This window comes from Caldicoprobacter faecalis, assembly GCF_900115765.1.
In the GTDB taxonomy this organism is placed as follows: Bacteria; Bacillota; Clostridia; order Caldicoprobacterales; family Caldicoprobacteraceae; genus Caldicoprobacter; species Caldicoprobacter oshimai.
This window is the reverse complement of sequence record NZ_FOXR01000007.1, coordinates 14,350-30,577: the sequence shown is the minus strand read 5'-3', so window position 1 is coordinate 30,577 and position 16,228 is coordinate 14,350. Positions and strand designations below refer to the sequence as shown.

18 protein-coding genes are annotated in these 16,228 nt (G+C 45.0%); 11 read left to right on the top strand and 7 right to left on the bottom strand.

Annotation, left to right across the window (positions count from 1 at the left end; all coding sequences use genetic code 11):
• The first annotated feature begins 18 nt into the window (after window positions 1-18).
• On the top strand, window positions 19-990 hold the full coding sequence (locus tag BM241_RS04510) for a small ribosomal subunit Rsm22 family protein (protein WP_025747529.1): 972 nt from the start codon (window positions 19-21) through the stop codon (window positions 988-990).
• A 38-nt stretch (window positions 991-1,028) separates the two neighbouring features.
• Here the strand turns inward: BM241_RS04510 and BM241_RS04505 are convergent, their stop codons facing one another.
• The 3 genes from BM241_RS04505 to BM241_RS04495 all read right to left on the bottom strand — a co-directional run bounded on the left by BM241_RS04505 (window position 1,029) and on the right by BM241_RS04495 (window position 3,982).
• Window positions 1,029-1,553, bottom strand: coding sequence for a GNAT family N-acetyltransferase (locus BM241_RS04505; protein ID WP_025747528.1), 525 nt, complete (start codon window positions 1,551-1,553; stop codon window positions 1,029-1,031).
• 145 nt (window positions 1,554-1,698) lie between these two features.
• Window positions 1,699-2,664 (bottom strand): ornithine carbamoyltransferase, encoded by a 966-nt coding sequence (gene argF / locus BM241_RS04500; RefSeq protein ID WP_025747527.1) that lies wholly within the window; start codon window positions 2,662-2,664, stop codon window positions 1,699-1,701.
• Window positions 2,665-2,770: 106 nt separating this feature from the next.
• Complete coding sequence (locus BM241_RS04495; RefSeq protein WP_025747526.1) at window positions 2,771-3,982, bottom strand: acetylornithine transaminase; 1,212 nt, start codon at window positions 3,980-3,982, stop codon at window positions 2,771-2,773.
• 213 nt (window positions 3,983-4,195) lie between these two features.
• Between BM241_RS04495 and BM241_RS04490 the strand changes: the two genes are divergently transcribed.
• Window positions 4,196-5,599, top strand: coding sequence for an endo-1,4-beta-xylanase (locus BM241_RS04490; protein ID WP_092282122.1), 1,404 nt, complete (start codon window positions 4,196-4,198; stop codon window positions 5,597-5,599).
• A 55-nt stretch (window positions 5,600-5,654) separates the two neighbouring features.
• Here BM241_RS04490 and BM241_RS04485 read toward each other — a convergent pair whose 3' ends face one another.
• The gene (locus BM241_RS04485) at window positions 5,655-7,028 is read right to left on the bottom strand and encodes a glycine--tRNA ligase (protein ID WP_143094053.1); all 1,374 of its coding nucleotides are present in this window, start codon (window positions 7,026-7,028) and stop codon (window positions 5,655-5,657) included.
• 231 nt (window positions 7,029-7,259) lie between these two features.
• Between BM241_RS04485 and BM241_RS04480 the strand changes: the two genes are divergently transcribed.
• From BM241_RS04480 to BM241_RS04450, 7 genes are all read left to right on the top strand, one after another.
• Window positions 7,260-7,784: a hypothetical protein gene (locus tag BM241_RS04480; RefSeq protein ID WP_025747523.1), complete on the top strand. Its 525-nt coding sequence runs from the start codon at window positions 7,260-7,262 to the stop codon at window positions 7,782-7,784.
• Between the two features lie 123 nt (window positions 7,785-7,907).
• Window positions 7,908-8,171 (top strand): HPr family phosphocarrier protein, encoded by a 264-nt coding sequence (locus BM241_RS04475; RefSeq protein WP_025747522.1) that lies wholly within the window; start codon window positions 7,908-7,910, stop codon window positions 8,169-8,171.
• Between the two features lie 299 nt (window positions 8,172-8,470).
• Window positions 8,471-8,785, top strand: a complete 315-nt coding sequence (locus tag BM241_RS04470) for a carbohydrate-binding protein (protein ID WP_025747521.1) — start codon at window positions 8,471-8,473, stop codon at window positions 8,783-8,785.
• A 181-nt stretch (window positions 8,786-8,966) separates the two neighbouring features.
• Window positions 8,967-9,230, top strand: a complete 264-nt coding sequence (locus tag BM241_RS04465) for a hypothetical protein (protein WP_025747520.1) — start codon at window positions 8,967-8,969, stop codon at window positions 9,228-9,230.
• A gap of 140 nt (window positions 9,231-9,370) precedes the next feature.
• The gene (locus tag BM241_RS04460; RefSeq protein ID WP_025747519.1) at window positions 9,371-11,056 is read left to right on the top strand and encodes an MASE3 domain-containing protein; all 1,686 of its coding nucleotides are present in this window, start codon (window positions 9,371-9,373) and stop codon (window positions 11,054-11,056) included.
• Window positions 11,057-11,176: 120 nt separating this feature from the next.
• The gene (locus tag BM241_RS04455) at window positions 11,177-11,437 is read left to right on the top strand and encodes a TM1266 family iron-only hydrogenase system putative regulator (RefSeq protein WP_025747518.1); all 261 of its coding nucleotides are present in this window, start codon (window positions 11,177-11,179) and stop codon (window positions 11,435-11,437) included.
• A gap of 9 nt (window positions 11,438-11,446) precedes the next feature.
• Window positions 11,447-11,983, top strand: a complete 537-nt coding sequence (locus BM241_RS04450) for an ECF transporter S component (protein ID WP_025747517.1) — start codon at window positions 11,447-11,449, stop codon at window positions 11,981-11,983.
• A 42-nt stretch (window positions 11,984-12,025) separates the two neighbouring features.
• Here the strand turns inward: BM241_RS04450 and BM241_RS04445 are convergent, their stop codons facing one another.
• Window positions 12,026-13,063 (bottom strand): hypothetical protein, encoded by a 1,038-nt coding sequence (locus BM241_RS04445; RefSeq protein WP_092282121.1) that lies wholly within the window; start codon window positions 13,061-13,063, stop codon window positions 12,026-12,028.
• Window positions 13,064-13,091: 28 nt separating this feature from the next.
• Window positions 13,092-13,238, bottom strand: a complete 147-nt coding sequence (locus BM241_RS12385; RefSeq protein WP_156925077.1) for a hypothetical protein — start codon at window positions 13,236-13,238, stop codon at window positions 13,092-13,094.
• Window positions 13,239-13,382: 144 nt separating this feature from the next.
• Here BM241_RS12385 and BM241_RS04440 point away from each other — a divergent pair, with 144 nt between their 5' ends.
• Both BM241_RS04440 and BM241_RS04435 read left to right on the top strand, forming a co-directional pair.
• Window positions 13,383-13,610 carry a hypothetical protein gene (locus tag BM241_RS04440; protein ID WP_025747515.1) on the top strand — a complete coding sequence of 76 codons (228 nt, stop codon included), beginning with the start codon at window positions 13,383-13,385 and terminating at the stop codon, window positions 13,608-13,610.
• 83 nt (window positions 13,611-13,693) lie between these two features.
• Window positions 13,694-14,944, top strand: a complete 1,251-nt coding sequence (locus BM241_RS04435) for a S8 family peptidase (protein WP_207648965.1) — start codon at window positions 13,694-13,696, stop codon at window positions 14,942-14,944.
• A 49-nt stretch (window positions 14,945-14,993) separates the two neighbouring features.
• On the opposite strand, the gene BM241_RS04430 is transcribed toward BM241_RS04435, so the two are convergent.
• Entirely contained in the window at window positions 14,994-16,136 is a 1,143-nt protein-coding gene (locus BM241_RS04430; RefSeq protein WP_092282165.1) for an aminotransferase class V-fold PLP-dependent enzyme, read from the bottom strand.
• Window positions 16,137-16,228 lie beyond the last annotated feature (92 nt).

The window sequence follows — 16,228 nt, the reverse complement described above, 5'->3', positions numbered from 1 at the left end:
AGAGAAGGGGATTAGTGCATGGAACTGCCATTTGAGCTGAGTACTGCAATAGAGGAACAGCTTGCGTTTATACCGGTAAAAAAGCTTTCGGCTCTTGTAGCCAAACTCTCTGAGGATTATCGCAGCGGCAAGATTTTGGGCAGGGAACCCTATATTCGTACTTATGAAGAAGCATTGGCTTATATGGCCTTCAGGTTGCCCGCCACATTTGCCGCCGCCTATTTTGTCCTGTCTCAGGTGAAAGGACGACTGCCGGATTTAAGCCCTAATACGCTTTTGGATGTGGGGGCTGGGCCGGGTACTGCCATGTGGGCTGCTACTATGGTGTGGCCGGAGCTGGAGCGCATAACCCTCATTGAGCGAGACCAGAATATGATAGATATCGGCAAAAAACTGGCCAAATATGCTAGCCTGCATTCTATAAGGGAGGCAGAGTGGATAAAGGCTGATGTAATGGGCGAATGGAACGTTCCTAAGCATGATGTGGTGATAGCCTCGTATGTGCTCAACGAGTTGCCTCCGCAGAGTATAGGATCATTTATTTTGAAACTGTGGGAGAGTACAGCCTCGATTTTGATCTTCATAGAGCCGGGGACGCCTGCCGGGTTTTCATTGATAAGGCAGGTGCGAGAACGGCTGCTGGGAGAGGGTGCCAGCATTGCAGCACCGTGTCCCCATAGCAGTTCCTGTCCCATTGCCGAGGATGACTGGTGTCATTTTTCTCAGAGGTTGAACCGTACTCGGCTGCACAGGCAAATCAAAGGGGGTACCCTCTCGTATGAAGACGAGAAGTTTTCTTTTGTGTGTCTATCCCGCATCCCGGGAGTGGACATAAAAGGTATAGTTGTGCGACACCCACAAATAAGAAAGGGGCACGTTTATCTTAAACTGTGTACCCCTGAAGGCATTGTAAATGCGACTATAACTCGAAAAGATAAGGAAAAGTTTAAAGAAGCCCGCAAGCTAGAGTGGGGTTCGATTGTGCATTAGTAATCTATGTCAAGATTTTTTAGGGCCAGGCCCTATCCTCATTTGGCATAGGCCGCGTTTAGCTCAGAATTCAAATCAAGGGCATCGCATTGCTCTAGCTCCTTGCACAGCAGTGCACGGATATAGCCCCTATCGGTGGAAGTGGAATGGATATAAAATCCCATTCCATAGTAGAAGCGTACGAGGGAGGTCATCTTTGAAGCGGTGTGAAGCGTAAGGACACGCAGGCCCAGCTTTTTGGCTTCCTCTTCTACCGCTCTGATGAGGGCTTTTCCCACGCCGCAGTTTTGTACTTGAGGGCGTACGCCAAAGCGGCTGATATAGCCCACTTTCCCGGGGGGGAGAACCTCTAGGCGTATGGTTCCCACCGGTTGACCATCAAGAAAGGCTATGAATATGGTCTTTTTTCGCATCTCTTCCAGGATGATGTGCGGGGTTTCTTTCAGTGCCGATACCTTATCGGGGAGTCCCAGCTCCCTCGCGTATTCTTTAAACGCTTCCTGAACGATCTCATGTATTGCAAACACATCCTGTTCGGAAGCCTTCTTTATGACCAAATCCATTTTCACTCGTCTCCCTTTTAGTAAAAATTTCGGGGTTGTTTTTGTTGATATCGTGGTACGTTATATCCCTATACTTTTTTACGACAACATTAACATCTCTTGTATGAGCTTTGAGTTGCAATCTGAATAAACTATCAATTTAAGCCTACTTATCGCCCATCAGGAGTACCATAATGGCCTTATGAACGTGCAGGCGGTTTTCAGCCTCGTCAAACACTACCGATTGCGGGCCATCTATAATATCATCTGTTACCTCTTCACCGCGATGGGCTGGTAGGCAATGCAAAAAGATTGCATCGCCTTTGGCGTGCGAAAACAGCTCTTTGTTGACCTGGTATGGGCCAAATACCTTTGCACGGCTTTCAAACTCGTGTTCCTGCCCCATGCTGGCCCATACGTCGGTATACACTACGTCTGCATCCTGTATGGCTTCTACCGGATCATTAGTTATCGACACGCTGGCCCCTGTGGCTTTTCCGTTTTCTTTTGCCATTTTGACAATTTCCTCTTTTGGCTCATAGCCCTTGGGTGAGGCTATGGATATATCCATGCCCACTTTGGTGCATCCGATAAGCAGCGAATGGGCCACGTTGTTTCCGTCTCCTATAAAGGCCAGTTTAAGGCCACTCAAAGTACCTTTTTTCTCATATATCGTCATCAGATCGGCCAGTATCTGGCAGGGATGCAAAAGGTCGGTAAGCCCGTTTATAACGGGAATGGAGCTGTATTTGGCCAGCTCTTCTACGTCCTGCTGTTTATAGGTCCTTATCATTATACCGTCTAGATAACGGGACAATACCCGGGCGGTATCGCTTATGGTCTCTCCGCGGCCCAGCTGGATGTCGCTGGCGTTCAGGAAAAGGCCGTATCCTCCCAGTTGGTAAATACCCACTTCGAAAGAAACCCTGGTGCGGGTGGAGGATTTGGTGAATATCATGCCCAGAGTTTTGCCCTTAAGATAGGGGTGAGGGATATTCGCCTTGAGCTTTTTCTTTAAATCAAACGCAGTGCTTAATACCTGGTATATTTCGTCCTGGCTGTAATCCTGTAGGGTTATGAGGTGTTTTTGCGAAAAAGGCTTTTCTGGCTTGTAATTATACAGATCTAACATGTTAGTTCACTCCTTATGCAGTCTTTCTATTAATCAGTACTGCGTACTATTCGCACTATCATTTTCGTAATTTGATGGAATTATCATTTTTGCTAGGAAGAAACTTTTACTTTCTGGTTTCCAATGTCCGTTTAAATATCTTATCCAGAGTATCTACCAGGCCATCGATCTCTTGTTTGGTAATCACCAGCGGTGGTACAAACCTCAGGGTGTTATGTCCGGCGCAGTTTATGATGTATCCCTCGCTTAATGCCGCGTTCACCACTTCTTTGCCCGGAACGGATGGGTCAAGCTCCATGCCCAGCATCAACCCTTTCCCTCTCACGTCTTTGATGAAATGGTATCTGTCTTTGAGGGCATTGAGCTTTTGTTTAAAATAGTTACCCACCTCGGCGCATCTTTCTATGAGCCCTTCCTGCAAAAGGGTGGTAAGCACGGCTATGGATGCCGAACAGGCGAGGGGGTTCCCGCCGAATGTTGAGCCGTGGCTTCCGGGTTCAAAGGCCGATGCCACGCTTTCCTTGGCTATTATGGCCCCTATCGGCACTCCACCTCCCAATCCCTTTGCCAGGGTTATGATGTCGGGTTGTATATCAAAATGCTGGTACGCAAACAGCTTTCCAGTCCTTCCTATGCCGGTCTGAACTTCATCGAGTATGAGCAAAATGCCTCTTTCACTGCACAGCTGTTCCAAGCCCTTTACGTATTCATGGGTGGCTTCGATGACGCCGCCCTCCCCTTGAATAAGCTCTATCATGACGGCGCAGGTGCTGTCGGTGATGGCATTTCTGACAGCCTCCAAATCGTTGTATGGTACGCTTTTAAACCCGGCTGGCATGGGGACAAATGGTTTCTGGTATTTCTCCTGTCCAGTGGCGGCAAGGGTGGCCAGGGTTCTGCCGTGAAACGAGTTTACGGCCGTTATTATCTCATATTTATTCATCCCCTTGTCCCGAAAATATTTTCTGGCCAGTTTGATGGCCCCTTCATTGGCTTCGGCTCCGCTGTTGGCAAAGAACACCCTATCGCCGCAACTGTTTTCTACCAAAAGCTTTGCCAGCTGTGCCTGGGCTTCAATGTAGAACAGATTTGAGCAGTGGATCAGCTTTTTTGCTTGGGAGGTGATAGCCTCCACGAGAGCGGGATGGCCATACCCCAGCACGTTGACCGCTATCCCAGCGACAAAATCTGTATAGGCTTTTCCTTCTTTATCGTACAGCGTGGATTGCTGACCGTATTCAAATACGATTGGTATCCGCTCCCCGAAGGTATTCATGTAGTATTTTTTATCGAGGGCTATTATTTTCTGTGTATCCATGTTTTGACCCCCTTTAAATTGATGTTTATAATTATACAATAAAATGAATAAAAATGCAATAATTTAAATGTCAAAACTTATCAGACTGGTCAAAATAGTTTTTTCGACAAACAAACTATTGATTATTTGGGTGAAAACCATATATACTCATACTTGTATAAACATTTCATGTTTTTGCAAAATTTATGAAGTGCTCAGGGGGTATCTGGAATTATGAGAAAAAGGTGTTTGTTATTGGTGATGGTATTCGCAATAGCAGTTTTTCTTTTGTCATGCAGTCAAACAGGTAAATTTCAGATAGGGCAGACAAGAGAGAATGAAGGTTCAGGTGACAACGTCGTTGACGCAGGAGATGGGGACGATAAATCAATAAGCGATGATTATGATACGAAAGATAGCCCGGATGGGGATAGTGACAATGCCGGAGGGAAAAATTCTGATGATGCTGAAGGACAAAATCAAACTGCCGAGGGGGGAAGCCGAGTGATCGTGGATGGATATGATATTACTGCATCGGTAACGGGTACACCTCTTAAAGAGGCTTATAGGGATTATTTCAAAATAGGCGTGGGACTGAATGGATCTTCTACTTCAACTGATACCGTTCGGTCTGCTGCTATGGTAGAAATTATCAAGTATCATTTCAACAGTGTGACTTATACCAATCTTATGAAGCCATCCTATTTGCTTGATCAAAAAGGAAGCATAGAAAATTATAAAAATGGAAATCCAGAGCCCGCAGTAAAATTTGATACCGTCATACCTGGTTTGGAATTTTGCAAAGAAAACGGCATTCAAATGCGAGGACATGTTCTTGTATGGCACAATCAAGTACCGGACTGGTTTTTCCGTGAGGGATATGAATCCGATGGTGAATTTGTGGATAAAGAGACCATGCTGGCGCGAATGGAAAGTTATATTAGGCAAGTTATGGAGTTTACCCAGAATGAATACCCCGGCGTAATATATGCATGGGACGTTGTAAATGAAGCTGTTGAAATAATAGACGATAGCTATGAGACTGAATCGGGTTTTAATATTCGAACCAAATATGATGGTAATAAGGCTAATCTGTGGTATAAGGTAATAGGCGTAGAGTACGTTGAAAAGGCATTTGAATATGCTAGGAAGTATGCAGCGCCGGGGGTTAAGTTGTTTTACAATGATTACAATACTTTTCAACCCAAAAAGACCGAAAGCATCATAAAGCTGGTATCCTATCTGAAGGAGAAAGGATTGATTGACGGAATTGGCATGCAAGGTTATATGAACCTGACATACCCTGGCATAGTGAATGGACCGGACAGTTTCAAAACAGCGCTTTCTAAATTTGCCGAGTTGGAGTTGGAGATACATATTACTGAGCTGACCATAAGCAGCGATGATAAAAGCGAACAATCTATGAAAAAGCAGGCTGAGCGCTATAAAGAAGTATTTACCGTATTAAAAGGTATGGATACTGCAAGTGGTGGCAATGCCAACATTACCAGCGTCACTGTGTTTGGTCTGATGGATGAGTATCTTTTTTATAGCAATGACAAAACTTATTCTCGTTTATTTGATGGCAAATTGCAGCCAAAGCCTGCGTTTTACAGCGTGTTGTCTGTGGTAGAATAGAACTTTATCATGAGCAATTTTAAAAAAGCAGCCGGGTGTACACCCGGCTGCTTTTTTAAAATTGCGTCTTCTCTTCCAGGTAATCTTCTACCTCATCCATCTTAATCCTTATCTGCTCCATCGAATCCCTGTCTCTGATGGTGACGGTATTATCCTCCAGCGTATCGAAATCTATGGTTATGCAGAATGGGGTTCCGATCTCATCCTGGCGCCTGTAGCGCCTGCCAATGCTTCCACTTTCGTCGTAGTCCACCATGAACTTCTTGAGCAGGTTAAGGTATAGCTGCTGTGCCGGCTCGCCCAACTTCTTCACTAGCGGCAGTACCGCTGCTTTAAAGGGAGCCAGAGCCGGATGCAGCCTCAATACCGTCCTCACATCTCCGTCTTCTAGCTGCTCCTCGTCGTAGGCGTTGCACAGGAAGGCCAGCATTATACGGTCAACGCCTACCGAAGGCTCTATACAATAGGGAATGTACTGTTCGTTGGTGGTAGGATCCAGGTAATTGAAGTTCTCGCCGGAGTACTTTGCATGCTGTTTTAGGTCAAAGTCTGTTCTGTTGGCTATGCCCCACACTTCGCCCCAGCCGAAGGGGAATCGGTATTCTATGTCGGTGGTGGCTGTGCTGTAGTGGGATAGCTCCTCTGGAGAGTGGTCCCTGAAGCGAATGTCCTCTTCCTTCATCCCCAGGTCGATAAGCCATTTCTTGCAGAACTCCTTCCAGTACTGGAACCACTGCATGTCCTCTCCCGGTTTGCAGAAGAATTCCAGCTCCATCTGTTCAAATTCCCTGGTTCGGAAGATGAAGTTGCCCGGAGTGATCTCGTTGCGGAAGGCCTTACCTATTTGCCCGATTCCAAAGGGGATTTTCTTTCGGGATGTCCTGAGCACGTTCTTGAAGTTGACGAATATGCCCTGCGCTGTTTCGGGCCTCAGGTACAGTTCTGATTTTGAGTCCTCGGTGACACCCTGGAAGGTCTTGAACATCAGGTTAAAGTATCGTATGGAGGTGAAGTTGTGCTTGCCGCAGTCGGGGCAGGGAATCTGGTGCTCCCTTATGTAGTTCTCCATCTGTTCGTCGCTCCATCCAGCCACCGAGGGATTGGGCACGCCCTGGGCTGCCATGTAATCTTCAATCAATTTGTCGGCACGGAAACGGGCTTTGCACTCCTTACAGTCCATCAACGGATCGTTGAACCTCTCCAGGTGGCCAGAGGCCAGCCATGTGCGAGGGTTCATGATGATGGCGGTATCTACACCAACATTGTATGGGTTTTCCTGGATGAATTTTTTCCACCAGGCTCTTTTGATATTGTTTTTAAGCTCCACTCCCAAAGGACCGTAATCCCAGGTATTGGCTAATCCGCCATATATCTCCGAACCGGGATAAATAAAGCCACGGTTTTTGCATAGGGCTACTATCTTGTCCATCTTATCCTGTGTTGCCACGCTGTGTATACCTCCTCGTCATTGAAATTAGCTTATACCGGCTTTTTATGTAATCAACCTGCAAATTTTCACGGTTATCAAAATAATATCATACTATGGATATGGTTGCAACAGATGTAATTTTTTATGGTGTTTGTGGGCGTCAAAATTGAAACCTTTCAGTTTTAACTACCGTCTAATAGTTTGGAGAATCGAGGGGTTGGGGTGAGGAGCATGAAAACGACCATGGTATTTTTGATTGTTTCAGCTGTTATGATGCCCTTAGCAACCATTTTAGGAGGGTGTTCCTTTGAGACAGGGATATCCTATGACCCATCTTCTGAGAATGCAATCATTCGCATAAAGGAAGTTAAGGGTGATAATACGGTATTTGAGCTGTATGGCAACGGGGTTATACGCGTACGAAGGGACATCTTTGAGAGTAAAGTGGAAAGTGGACAGCTCAGCCAAAGACAGGTTAAACAGATACTAAATCATGTTATAAATAAACTGCGGATAGGGGAGTTGCAGTCCAGTTACCCGAAAGAATTTATTCCTGGCATTGAGATGTATCCAAATATGGAACTTATACTGGAGGTCAATATAGACGGGTTCAATAAGCACATCAGCTTTGCGTACAGCAATGTATGCGATGAATTGGAGTATTTTCTGGAGGAAGGTCGCATTGACCGTCAAGCCTTTAAGCAGCTCAATAGGTTAAAGGCGGTATTTGACTATCTGTTGGAATATAAATTTTAAATTTATGCAAACATCGGCATTGTATTTTATGTCAAATTGCAGTACAATATAGGACAAGAATATTTTTCATGATAACGTTATTTTCAAGCAGCTATAAACGGGGATGGGAGAAGAGGGGACAAAATGCTGGAGAAGGATTTTGTCATTGAAAACGAGGTAGGTCTTCATGCACGTCCTGCTGCAAAATTTACAAAGGTTGCAAACAGCTACAAATCAGAGATTTTTGTTATAAAAGATGGAAAGATTGGCAATGGCAAGAGCCTGCTGTCCATCCTTGCACTGGGGATCTATAAGGGCTGTAGATTCAGGGTTCAAGTTGTAGGGCCCGATGAGGCAGAGGCCTTATGTGGAATCACTAAGCTGATCAATAGCAATTTTGAGGAGTGAGCTGCCAGCCATCGAGTCTGGCGCTTTTTGTTTTTTGCCAATCATATGCATTTCCCATCAACATATCAAACAAAATATCAAGCAAATTCTGTCTTTGAAAGCAAATAGGATTACAGATTCAATTTATAGCGGTGTAAAATATATCTTCGGGCTTAAATGGAATTTTATACAATAAAATACATTTTATTGAAGGAGATTTTTCGATAAAAACTATTGAGAAGAGAAAAAATATACAGATATATTTTAAAAAATTCACCGCATACTATGATTGATGGCTTTAAAGGAGGGTGATGATGTAAATGAACGGCGGGAAATATGCACAGTACGGCGTTTATTGCAATCCCGAGGTTGTTGAAAAAGGGAAAGTGGTCAATCTAACATATGAGGGCATACTCGCTCAGCACGGGGCTGACAGGGTTTTTGCCTGCATAGGTTATGGGCCCAATACCAGGTGGACAGATGTTTCCTTCATTGAGATGAGGAAAGTGGGGCCTCAAAAGTTTGAAAGCCAGTTTGCCGTAACCAGCAAGGGTAACCTCAATGTGGCCTTTAAAGACTCCGCTGGCCACTGGGACAACAACAATGGACAAAACTATGTGTTTGCATCTAAGTAGCTTTATTTAGTGAGTCTTTTCATTTCAAGGCCTATGGGAGCTTGTCTCCCATAGGCCTTTTTGATTTACTTCTAATTTTAATTTTAATAAATTGGCGGAGTTCCAAGTATAAAACCAGGGGAATTAGGGTACCATTGAAAGGGAAAAATACCATAACGAAGTAAAAGGGGTTTTGATTGGCATGAAGGTTGATGAGATGTTGAAGGAATACACTAGGGAAGGGAACAAAAAATTGGATAAACAGTACAGTGGTACGCGTCAGGCCATTCTGGATCTGGCCAGGGATAAGATGCGTGAGTTTATGAAAACCGCGGATGTGGGTCTGGATAAGGAAAGCAGGGAATTATTGGTCCTCATCATCGCAGGCAGCATGATGCAGAGCTTTTCATTGGGATATGGAATCGGCAAGTTGGAAGGGAAAACTGATAAACAGATTTACTTGTAAAGCATATAATAAAAAACGCGGGGAGGTGGTATGGACTTTATCCCAAATAGCGAGTATAATAAAAATATAATTTTGTCGAAAATTTGAATAAACTCGCTAAATAGAAATTTAAGTATGGTTTGGGGGCAATTGTAAATCTTATGGCGGGTTATGCTTTAAAGTTAAAGAAAGACCTTACCGGTGTTGCTTACATAATAGTGATATCTGTGTTTTTGTTCATCGTGCTTGCCTGGTGTGACCATTTTTTGTACAGGATCTTTTCGTCGGATTTTTTTTTAACCTGGCACATTTTTTTAGAATTATCTAGCATTGTGATGTCGTTTGCCGTATTTGCCATTACTTTTTACACTTTTGAGGAATCCAACCGTTTAAGATCGATGATAATTGCTTGCACTTTTCTTGCGGTATCGCTGATTGATTTATTTCATACCTTATCCTACAAGGGGATGCCGGTATTTTTAACTGAATCTTCGGCGGAAAAGGCCACTGCATTCTGGATTTTGGCACGCCTTACCATGTCATGTGGTATGCTGACTTCCACCCTGGTGCCGTGCGATAGAAAGGTGAGAAGCTGCGAGGGATTATGGCTTTTACCCACGATAGCGTATTCAATTTTTTGGCTCATTGTGGTGCATTACCGGATTGATTTTTTGCCGCCTCTGTTCATTGAGGGAAAAGGTTTAACGCCTCTTAAGATATACTTGGAGTATTTAATAATACTCATCCAGCTTATAACAGCTGCTTTATTTTTGATGGCTTACATAAGGGGGGATTGTGAAGATAAGGGGGATGCCCTCATAGTAAAAGCGCTGGTGTTTAGCATCTTCAGTGAAATGGCTTTCACGCGCTATACCAATGTATACGATACATATAACTTTTTGGGACATATTTACAAAATAATAGCCTATTACCTTCTATTTAGGGCTCTGTTTGTGCAAAACGTGCAGAAACCATACCAGGACCTTCGGGCCGTTGAAACCCAGCTGAGCATTTATGTAAACAACCTGGAGCAGCTGGTGGCTCAAAGGACTGCTGAAATCACCGCAGCCAATCAGAGCTTGATGAAAAACCTCGAGTATGCCCGAAATATCTTGCTGGCGCTTTTGCCTACCACCTTTCCCAATGTAAAAGGTGTGGAATTTGCGGCCAGGTATATGCCCTGTGAAAACGTGGGCGGTGATTTCTATAATATATTCAAGCTGGATGATGAGAACATAGGCATTCTCATAGGGGATGTGGCGGGACACGGCGTGTCTGCTGCTATGATCAACGTCTTCATAAATCAAAACATAAACTTTAAAAAGGAGTATGACGATGGACGGCAGAAGGTGTTCACTCCGAGGGGAGTGCTCATGAACTGCTATCACACCTATAACGAGATGCCGTTCCCCGATGAGGTATATGTGGTGATGCTGTATGGCATTTACAACATCGCCACTCGAAAGTTTACCTATGCGTCGGCCGGTATGAACACCAATCCCCTTATTATCAGAGCAGATGGGGAGGTTGAGGTCCTACAGGCTGATGGATTTCCGATTTGCAAGTTTGCCCCCTATTTTAAGCCGTCTTACGAGAGCAGGACGGTGCATTTGGAACCGGGAGACAGCCTTGTATTTTATACCGATGGGCTGATAGAGATTGACCCTGCCCAGCCTGAGCTTTTCTCGCAGGATAAATTGGTGGAATTTGTAAAATGGCTGAAGGATACCTCGGCTAAGGAGATATGCGACGAGATCATCGATGCATACCACGTGCTTTTGGGGGATAAGAAGATGCTGGACGACGTGACGGTTCTGGTTGTAAAAGCCTGTAAAAATGATGTATAATTTTTTTAAAGAAGCTCCTGATTATGAGGGGATGGCCCTGAGTAAGAGGGGAGGCGTATATCGCGAAGTGAAGAGGGTAAATTGTGAAGTTTTTAAGATTGAGGGGTGGAGGTACAGGCCGTGGAAAAGAGGATTGGGGTAATTGGAATTGTGGTGGATGACCATAAGGAGTGGGGCGAGCAAGTTAACAGTTATATCAGGGAGTATTCGCATATCATCGTGGGAAGGATGGGCATCCCTTATCGGGAAAGGGGCATATCTGTGATTGCCCTTATAGTGGAGGGCACCACAGACGACATCGGAGCGCTCACCGGAAAGCTTGGGAATCTAAAAGGGGTTACGGTTAAAACCGCTTTGACGTCAAAAAAATTTTATGATTGATGGGGAGTGATGATTATAAATAAAACGGTTAATTTTATTGGCAGGACGGCAATCCTTCTGGCTTTGGCAGTGCTGTTTCAATCTTTGAGGCTGTTTATGCCCATTCCGAGCCTGGTGGACCAGTACGTTGTAGGTTCATTGGTAAATCTGTGTTTGATCATCGCAGCGGTGGTTGTGGGGATCGAGGGAGGGCTCATAGTCGCAATCTTGACTCCGGTTATAGCATTTTTGCAGAATGTGCTGGCAAATCCCATTATGGTGCCTTTTGTAGCCCTGGGCAATGCCACCATCGTCGTTTTGGTAGCGCTTCTTTATAGAAAGAATAAATACGTAGCTCTGGCTGCAGGGGCCCTGTGCAAATTCTTAGTTTTGTACATAACGGTGGTACATGTGGCAATCCCCTTCTTTATGCCCAACACGCCGCCACAGGCCAAGGAGCTGATGTCTTTAAAGTTTAGCTGGCCTCAACTGATCACCGCTTCGATAGGTGGTGTACTGGCGTTAATAGTGCTACCCATGCTAGAAAGGGCTTTGGAGCGCAGTTGAAAATGAACAAGGGAAAAGGGCCTGATAGCAAGGGCCCTTTTTTCATTCCGTTTTTGTGTTGGAAGGCTGCAATAGGAGCTGCATCAACCTGAGCAGCATTTCAAGGGATTGATTCTGGTCATTATTTGATGCGGTTTGATGGTCATCGCTGTGAGCCGTGCTTTTTTGTTCCCTGGGATAGATGTTGTCCTTGTGCTGCATGGCTTTGTCTATAATAACCTCGTCTTCTGTTTTAAATTTATCTTTTTGTGAATCATTGTTTCTGGACTGAAGGGTTGAATTCCTGTTTTTTATGACCTCGTCCAAATCCATTACTTGAGCAACCTGAATGAGCTTTTGCAGTTTATTCAGTTTGCTTTGCTGTTCATCAGGGATTATGGGTTTTACAACCTTTATGATTTCGCCCAATTCCTCTATGGGGTTTGGCTTGCGATTGCCTGCAATTTTCAGGTTGTTTCTGTATATTTTTATGTTATTGGAGAGCTTTTCGATCGATTCGTGGATCTGTATAGCCCTGTCAATGGTGGGACGGCTATTTTCAGGCATGTAGTCTCTTAGGGCCTTGATGATCCCCAATCCCTTGTTTTCATTTTCCAGTCCCAGGACAGGTATTTGCTGCATGCGCTGCGCCTGATAACTTCCTTCTCGAAGTCCTTTGAGTACTTGGATGGCTTCCAGTATGCCTATAATGGTATATATCCCTTCCTGCTCTGGTACATCCAAGTAAGGGCTTACGGCCATCAGCATGTTTATTGTTTCGGGATTGTACACCGCCTGGCTGATGGAGTTCCACAGGTTTATTGAAAATCTACCCTTGTTGCCGCTATGTATTTCTGAAGCCAGTACTTTGATTGTGATGAAAAGAAGGAACAGCGGCAGCGGATTTATGGGAGGGGTCAAGAAACCAGGGATTTTTTTTGGTACATTTGGTAAGTTTCTGGTAGCTGAATTTGTTGGTGCAAGCGGTGTCGGTTTGGCAGCGACAGATGGCCGTTCCTGCGGAGCACTGAGGTATGGTTGCCCCATTTTATGGGCTGTTTGTCTTGAGGGTACCGGGGTAAAAGGGTATTTGTTCTCCATAGAATTCCTCCTTGCTTTTTGCACGGTTCTATACCGCAGATGTCAATACCAGAAATATAAAGAAGAAAAACAGGTGATTTATCTCAAAATGTACATCCCATATAAGCGTCAGTATCATGAAGAAAAACAGCACATTGGTACCTTTGAAACTGCCTTTGAGCACTTCTTGTGACATAAGTCGCTCACCACCCTTGATGCTTTCTTTACCCATAATATGCTGCTATCTATAAAATGTGCATTGGTTTGGAGTAGCAATATTTGAGATTTTGAATAATTATGTATTATAACAACATTAAAATGATTTAGAGGTGGTGTTGTTATGAATATGGGAAATCAGGACATAAGAAGATTGTTGCAGATGGTTCAAAGCATGCAGGGGAAATCGGAGGATGAGATGATACGTGAGCTGGCTGCCATGATCAAATCGGGCAAAGGGGGAATTACACGAGAAAAGGCCGAAGGTATGATAAAGGCTATTATGCCTGTGCTGGAGCCACAACAGAGGAGGAAGCTGGATAGACTTCTTAGGGAGTTGCAAGGCCGCTAATTGATAAACTTTTTCTGTACCCCTTAACAACTTGCTGACGGTATACATAAGATATACCAAATGCAAGTAAAGGGGGCGAAATATTGAACATTCTATTCGGAATGTTGCTATTTCCTTTTTTAGATCGAGTAACTAGAGCTGAGGAGAAAATTGATCGTAGGCTTATCAAGAAAGTTCAAACCTTAAATTCAGACAGTAGGCTTTCGGCTATTATATTTTCTAAAGAGGAGCAGGCCTCTGTTTGCAAGGAATGCTTACAGAAGATGGGCGTAACGATAGTGTATGAGTTTCCGCTTATCAATGCTTATGCGGTTGAGATTCCTAGGTCCATGCTTGAGAGAATTGTAGAGATAGAGTCCATAAGATATATTTCTGACGATGTGGATATAAATTCTCTTTTAAATATAGCCACACAAGAGGTGGGTGCCAGGGATGTCAACCTAAAGGGGTATACTGGAAAAGGCATAGGAATTGCCATACTTGATACCGGTGTTTATCCTCACCCTGATCTGATAAGGCCCAAAAATAGGATCATTGCCTTTAAGGATTTTGTGAATGACAAAAAGGACCCTTACGACGATAACGGGCATGGCACCTTTGTTGCAGGGGTGGCGGCCGGGAACGGCTATTCATCGGGAGGAAAGTATGCAGGGGTGGCTCCAGAGGCCAACGTAATCGCGGTTAAAGTTATGAACAGGGATGGGGAGGGCAGCGCTTCAAAGATAGTCGCTGGAATGCAATGGGTGGCAGATCACTGGAAGGAATACAATATAAGGGTGGTGTGCCTATCGCTCGGCTCCAAACCTTCCGGAGCTATAAGGAATGATCCTCTTGTGGTGGCTGTCAACCAGCTCTGGAAACAGGGCATTTTTGTGACGGCTGCGGCGGGCAACTCTGGTCCAAAGAAAGGAACTATCACCACCCCGGGTATAAGCCCAAGCATTGTAACGGTAGGAGCGGTCGATGATAAGCGAACCGTTGATATAAGCGATGATGTGGTTGCAGAGTTTTCAAGTCGCGGACCAGCCCATGGCAACATACCCAAGCCCGACGTGGTGGCGCCCGGAGTGAATGTGGTATCTTTAAACACCGACCGCGACTATACCGGTGGACCAAAGCTTTATTCATTGGAGAAGGCGTACACTACCATGTCTGGGACGTCGGTGGCAGCGCCGATAGTAGCCGGCATAGCAGCCCTTATCTTTGAGGCACATCCCGAGTACACGCCGGATGAGGTAAAGGCGCTGATCATGAAATACGCAAGAAGTATAGATAAGAATATATATGCCCAGGGCAGAGGGCTGGTGGATGTCAAGAGCATACTCGGCCAATAGATAGAGAAACCCTTGCAGAGCGTCAACTTGCAGGGGTTTTTCTTTAATGCTATTTGAGGTGGCTGAGCTGCTCCAGCGCTCTTATGCATTCCTTGACTTCGTCCATGGTATTGAAAATGCCGGGGCTGAAGCGTACGGTTCCTTGCTTTAAGGTGCCTATAGTTTGATGGGCCAAAGGAGCGCAGTGAATGGCACCGCGAGTTGCGATGTTATACCTTTCATCCAATAAGTTGGCGATGTATGCCGAGTCAAAATCCTTTATATTTATTGAAATCGCACCGATTCGTTCATCCATGTTTGTGGGGCCGTAGATCTTTATACCGGGAATATGGGATACAGCCTCTAAAAAGAACTTCTCGAGCCTGATGATGTGGGAAAGCAGCTTTTTTTGGCCCTGTTGGAGTATGTAGCTAATTCCCGCTCCAAGGCCGGCAATTCCAGGAGTGTTTTGCGTTCCGGCTTCATACCTGTCGGGGGCAAATTCGGGTTGATAAAGGTTTTCCGATTGGCTTCCTGTACCCCCTTCCTTTAACGGCTTTAACTTTACATGGGGGGCGATGTAAAGCACGCCGGTCCCTTGAGGGCCAAGTAGCCCTTTGTGTCCCGCCATGGCCATCATGTCCACAGGCAATTTTGAAAGGTCGATGGGTATGATTCCGGCGGTTTGCGCTGCATCTACTAGGTAGAGTATGCCGTATTCCCTTGCGATTTTGCCTATTTCGTCTATGGGTACAAGGGTCCCGGTCACGTTGGAGGCATGGGTGGTGACGATGAGCCGTGTATTGGTTCGAATAGCCTTTTTTATGTCGTGAGGATCGATTCGTCCCTGGCTATCGGCTTTTACGTAGGTGGTTTTTATATCATACTTTTCGAGCTCTTTGAGCGGGCGCACTACCGAGTTGTGCTCCATGGAGGTGGTGATGATATGGTCGCCTGGCTTTGTACACCCTTTGATGGCCAGGTTCAGGCTTTCGGTAGCATTCAGGGTAAATATCATTTGAAATGGGTTATCTATCGAAAAGAGCTGACACAGCATTTTACGGGTATGTAGTAGTATTTTTCCCGCTTCTATAGCCATCTTATGCCCCGAACGGCCAGGGTTGGCTCCATATCTCTTCATGCAATTTAGAACGGCCCTGTAGACTGATTTGGGCTTTGGCCATGAAGTGGCTGCGTTGTCCATGTATATCACCATAATTGAGTTCTCCTTCCTTTAGAAGTATATCATTCTCCAAGACAGAAGAATATATTTCACTGATATTCCGGTTTTTGTGGCAGTAATTT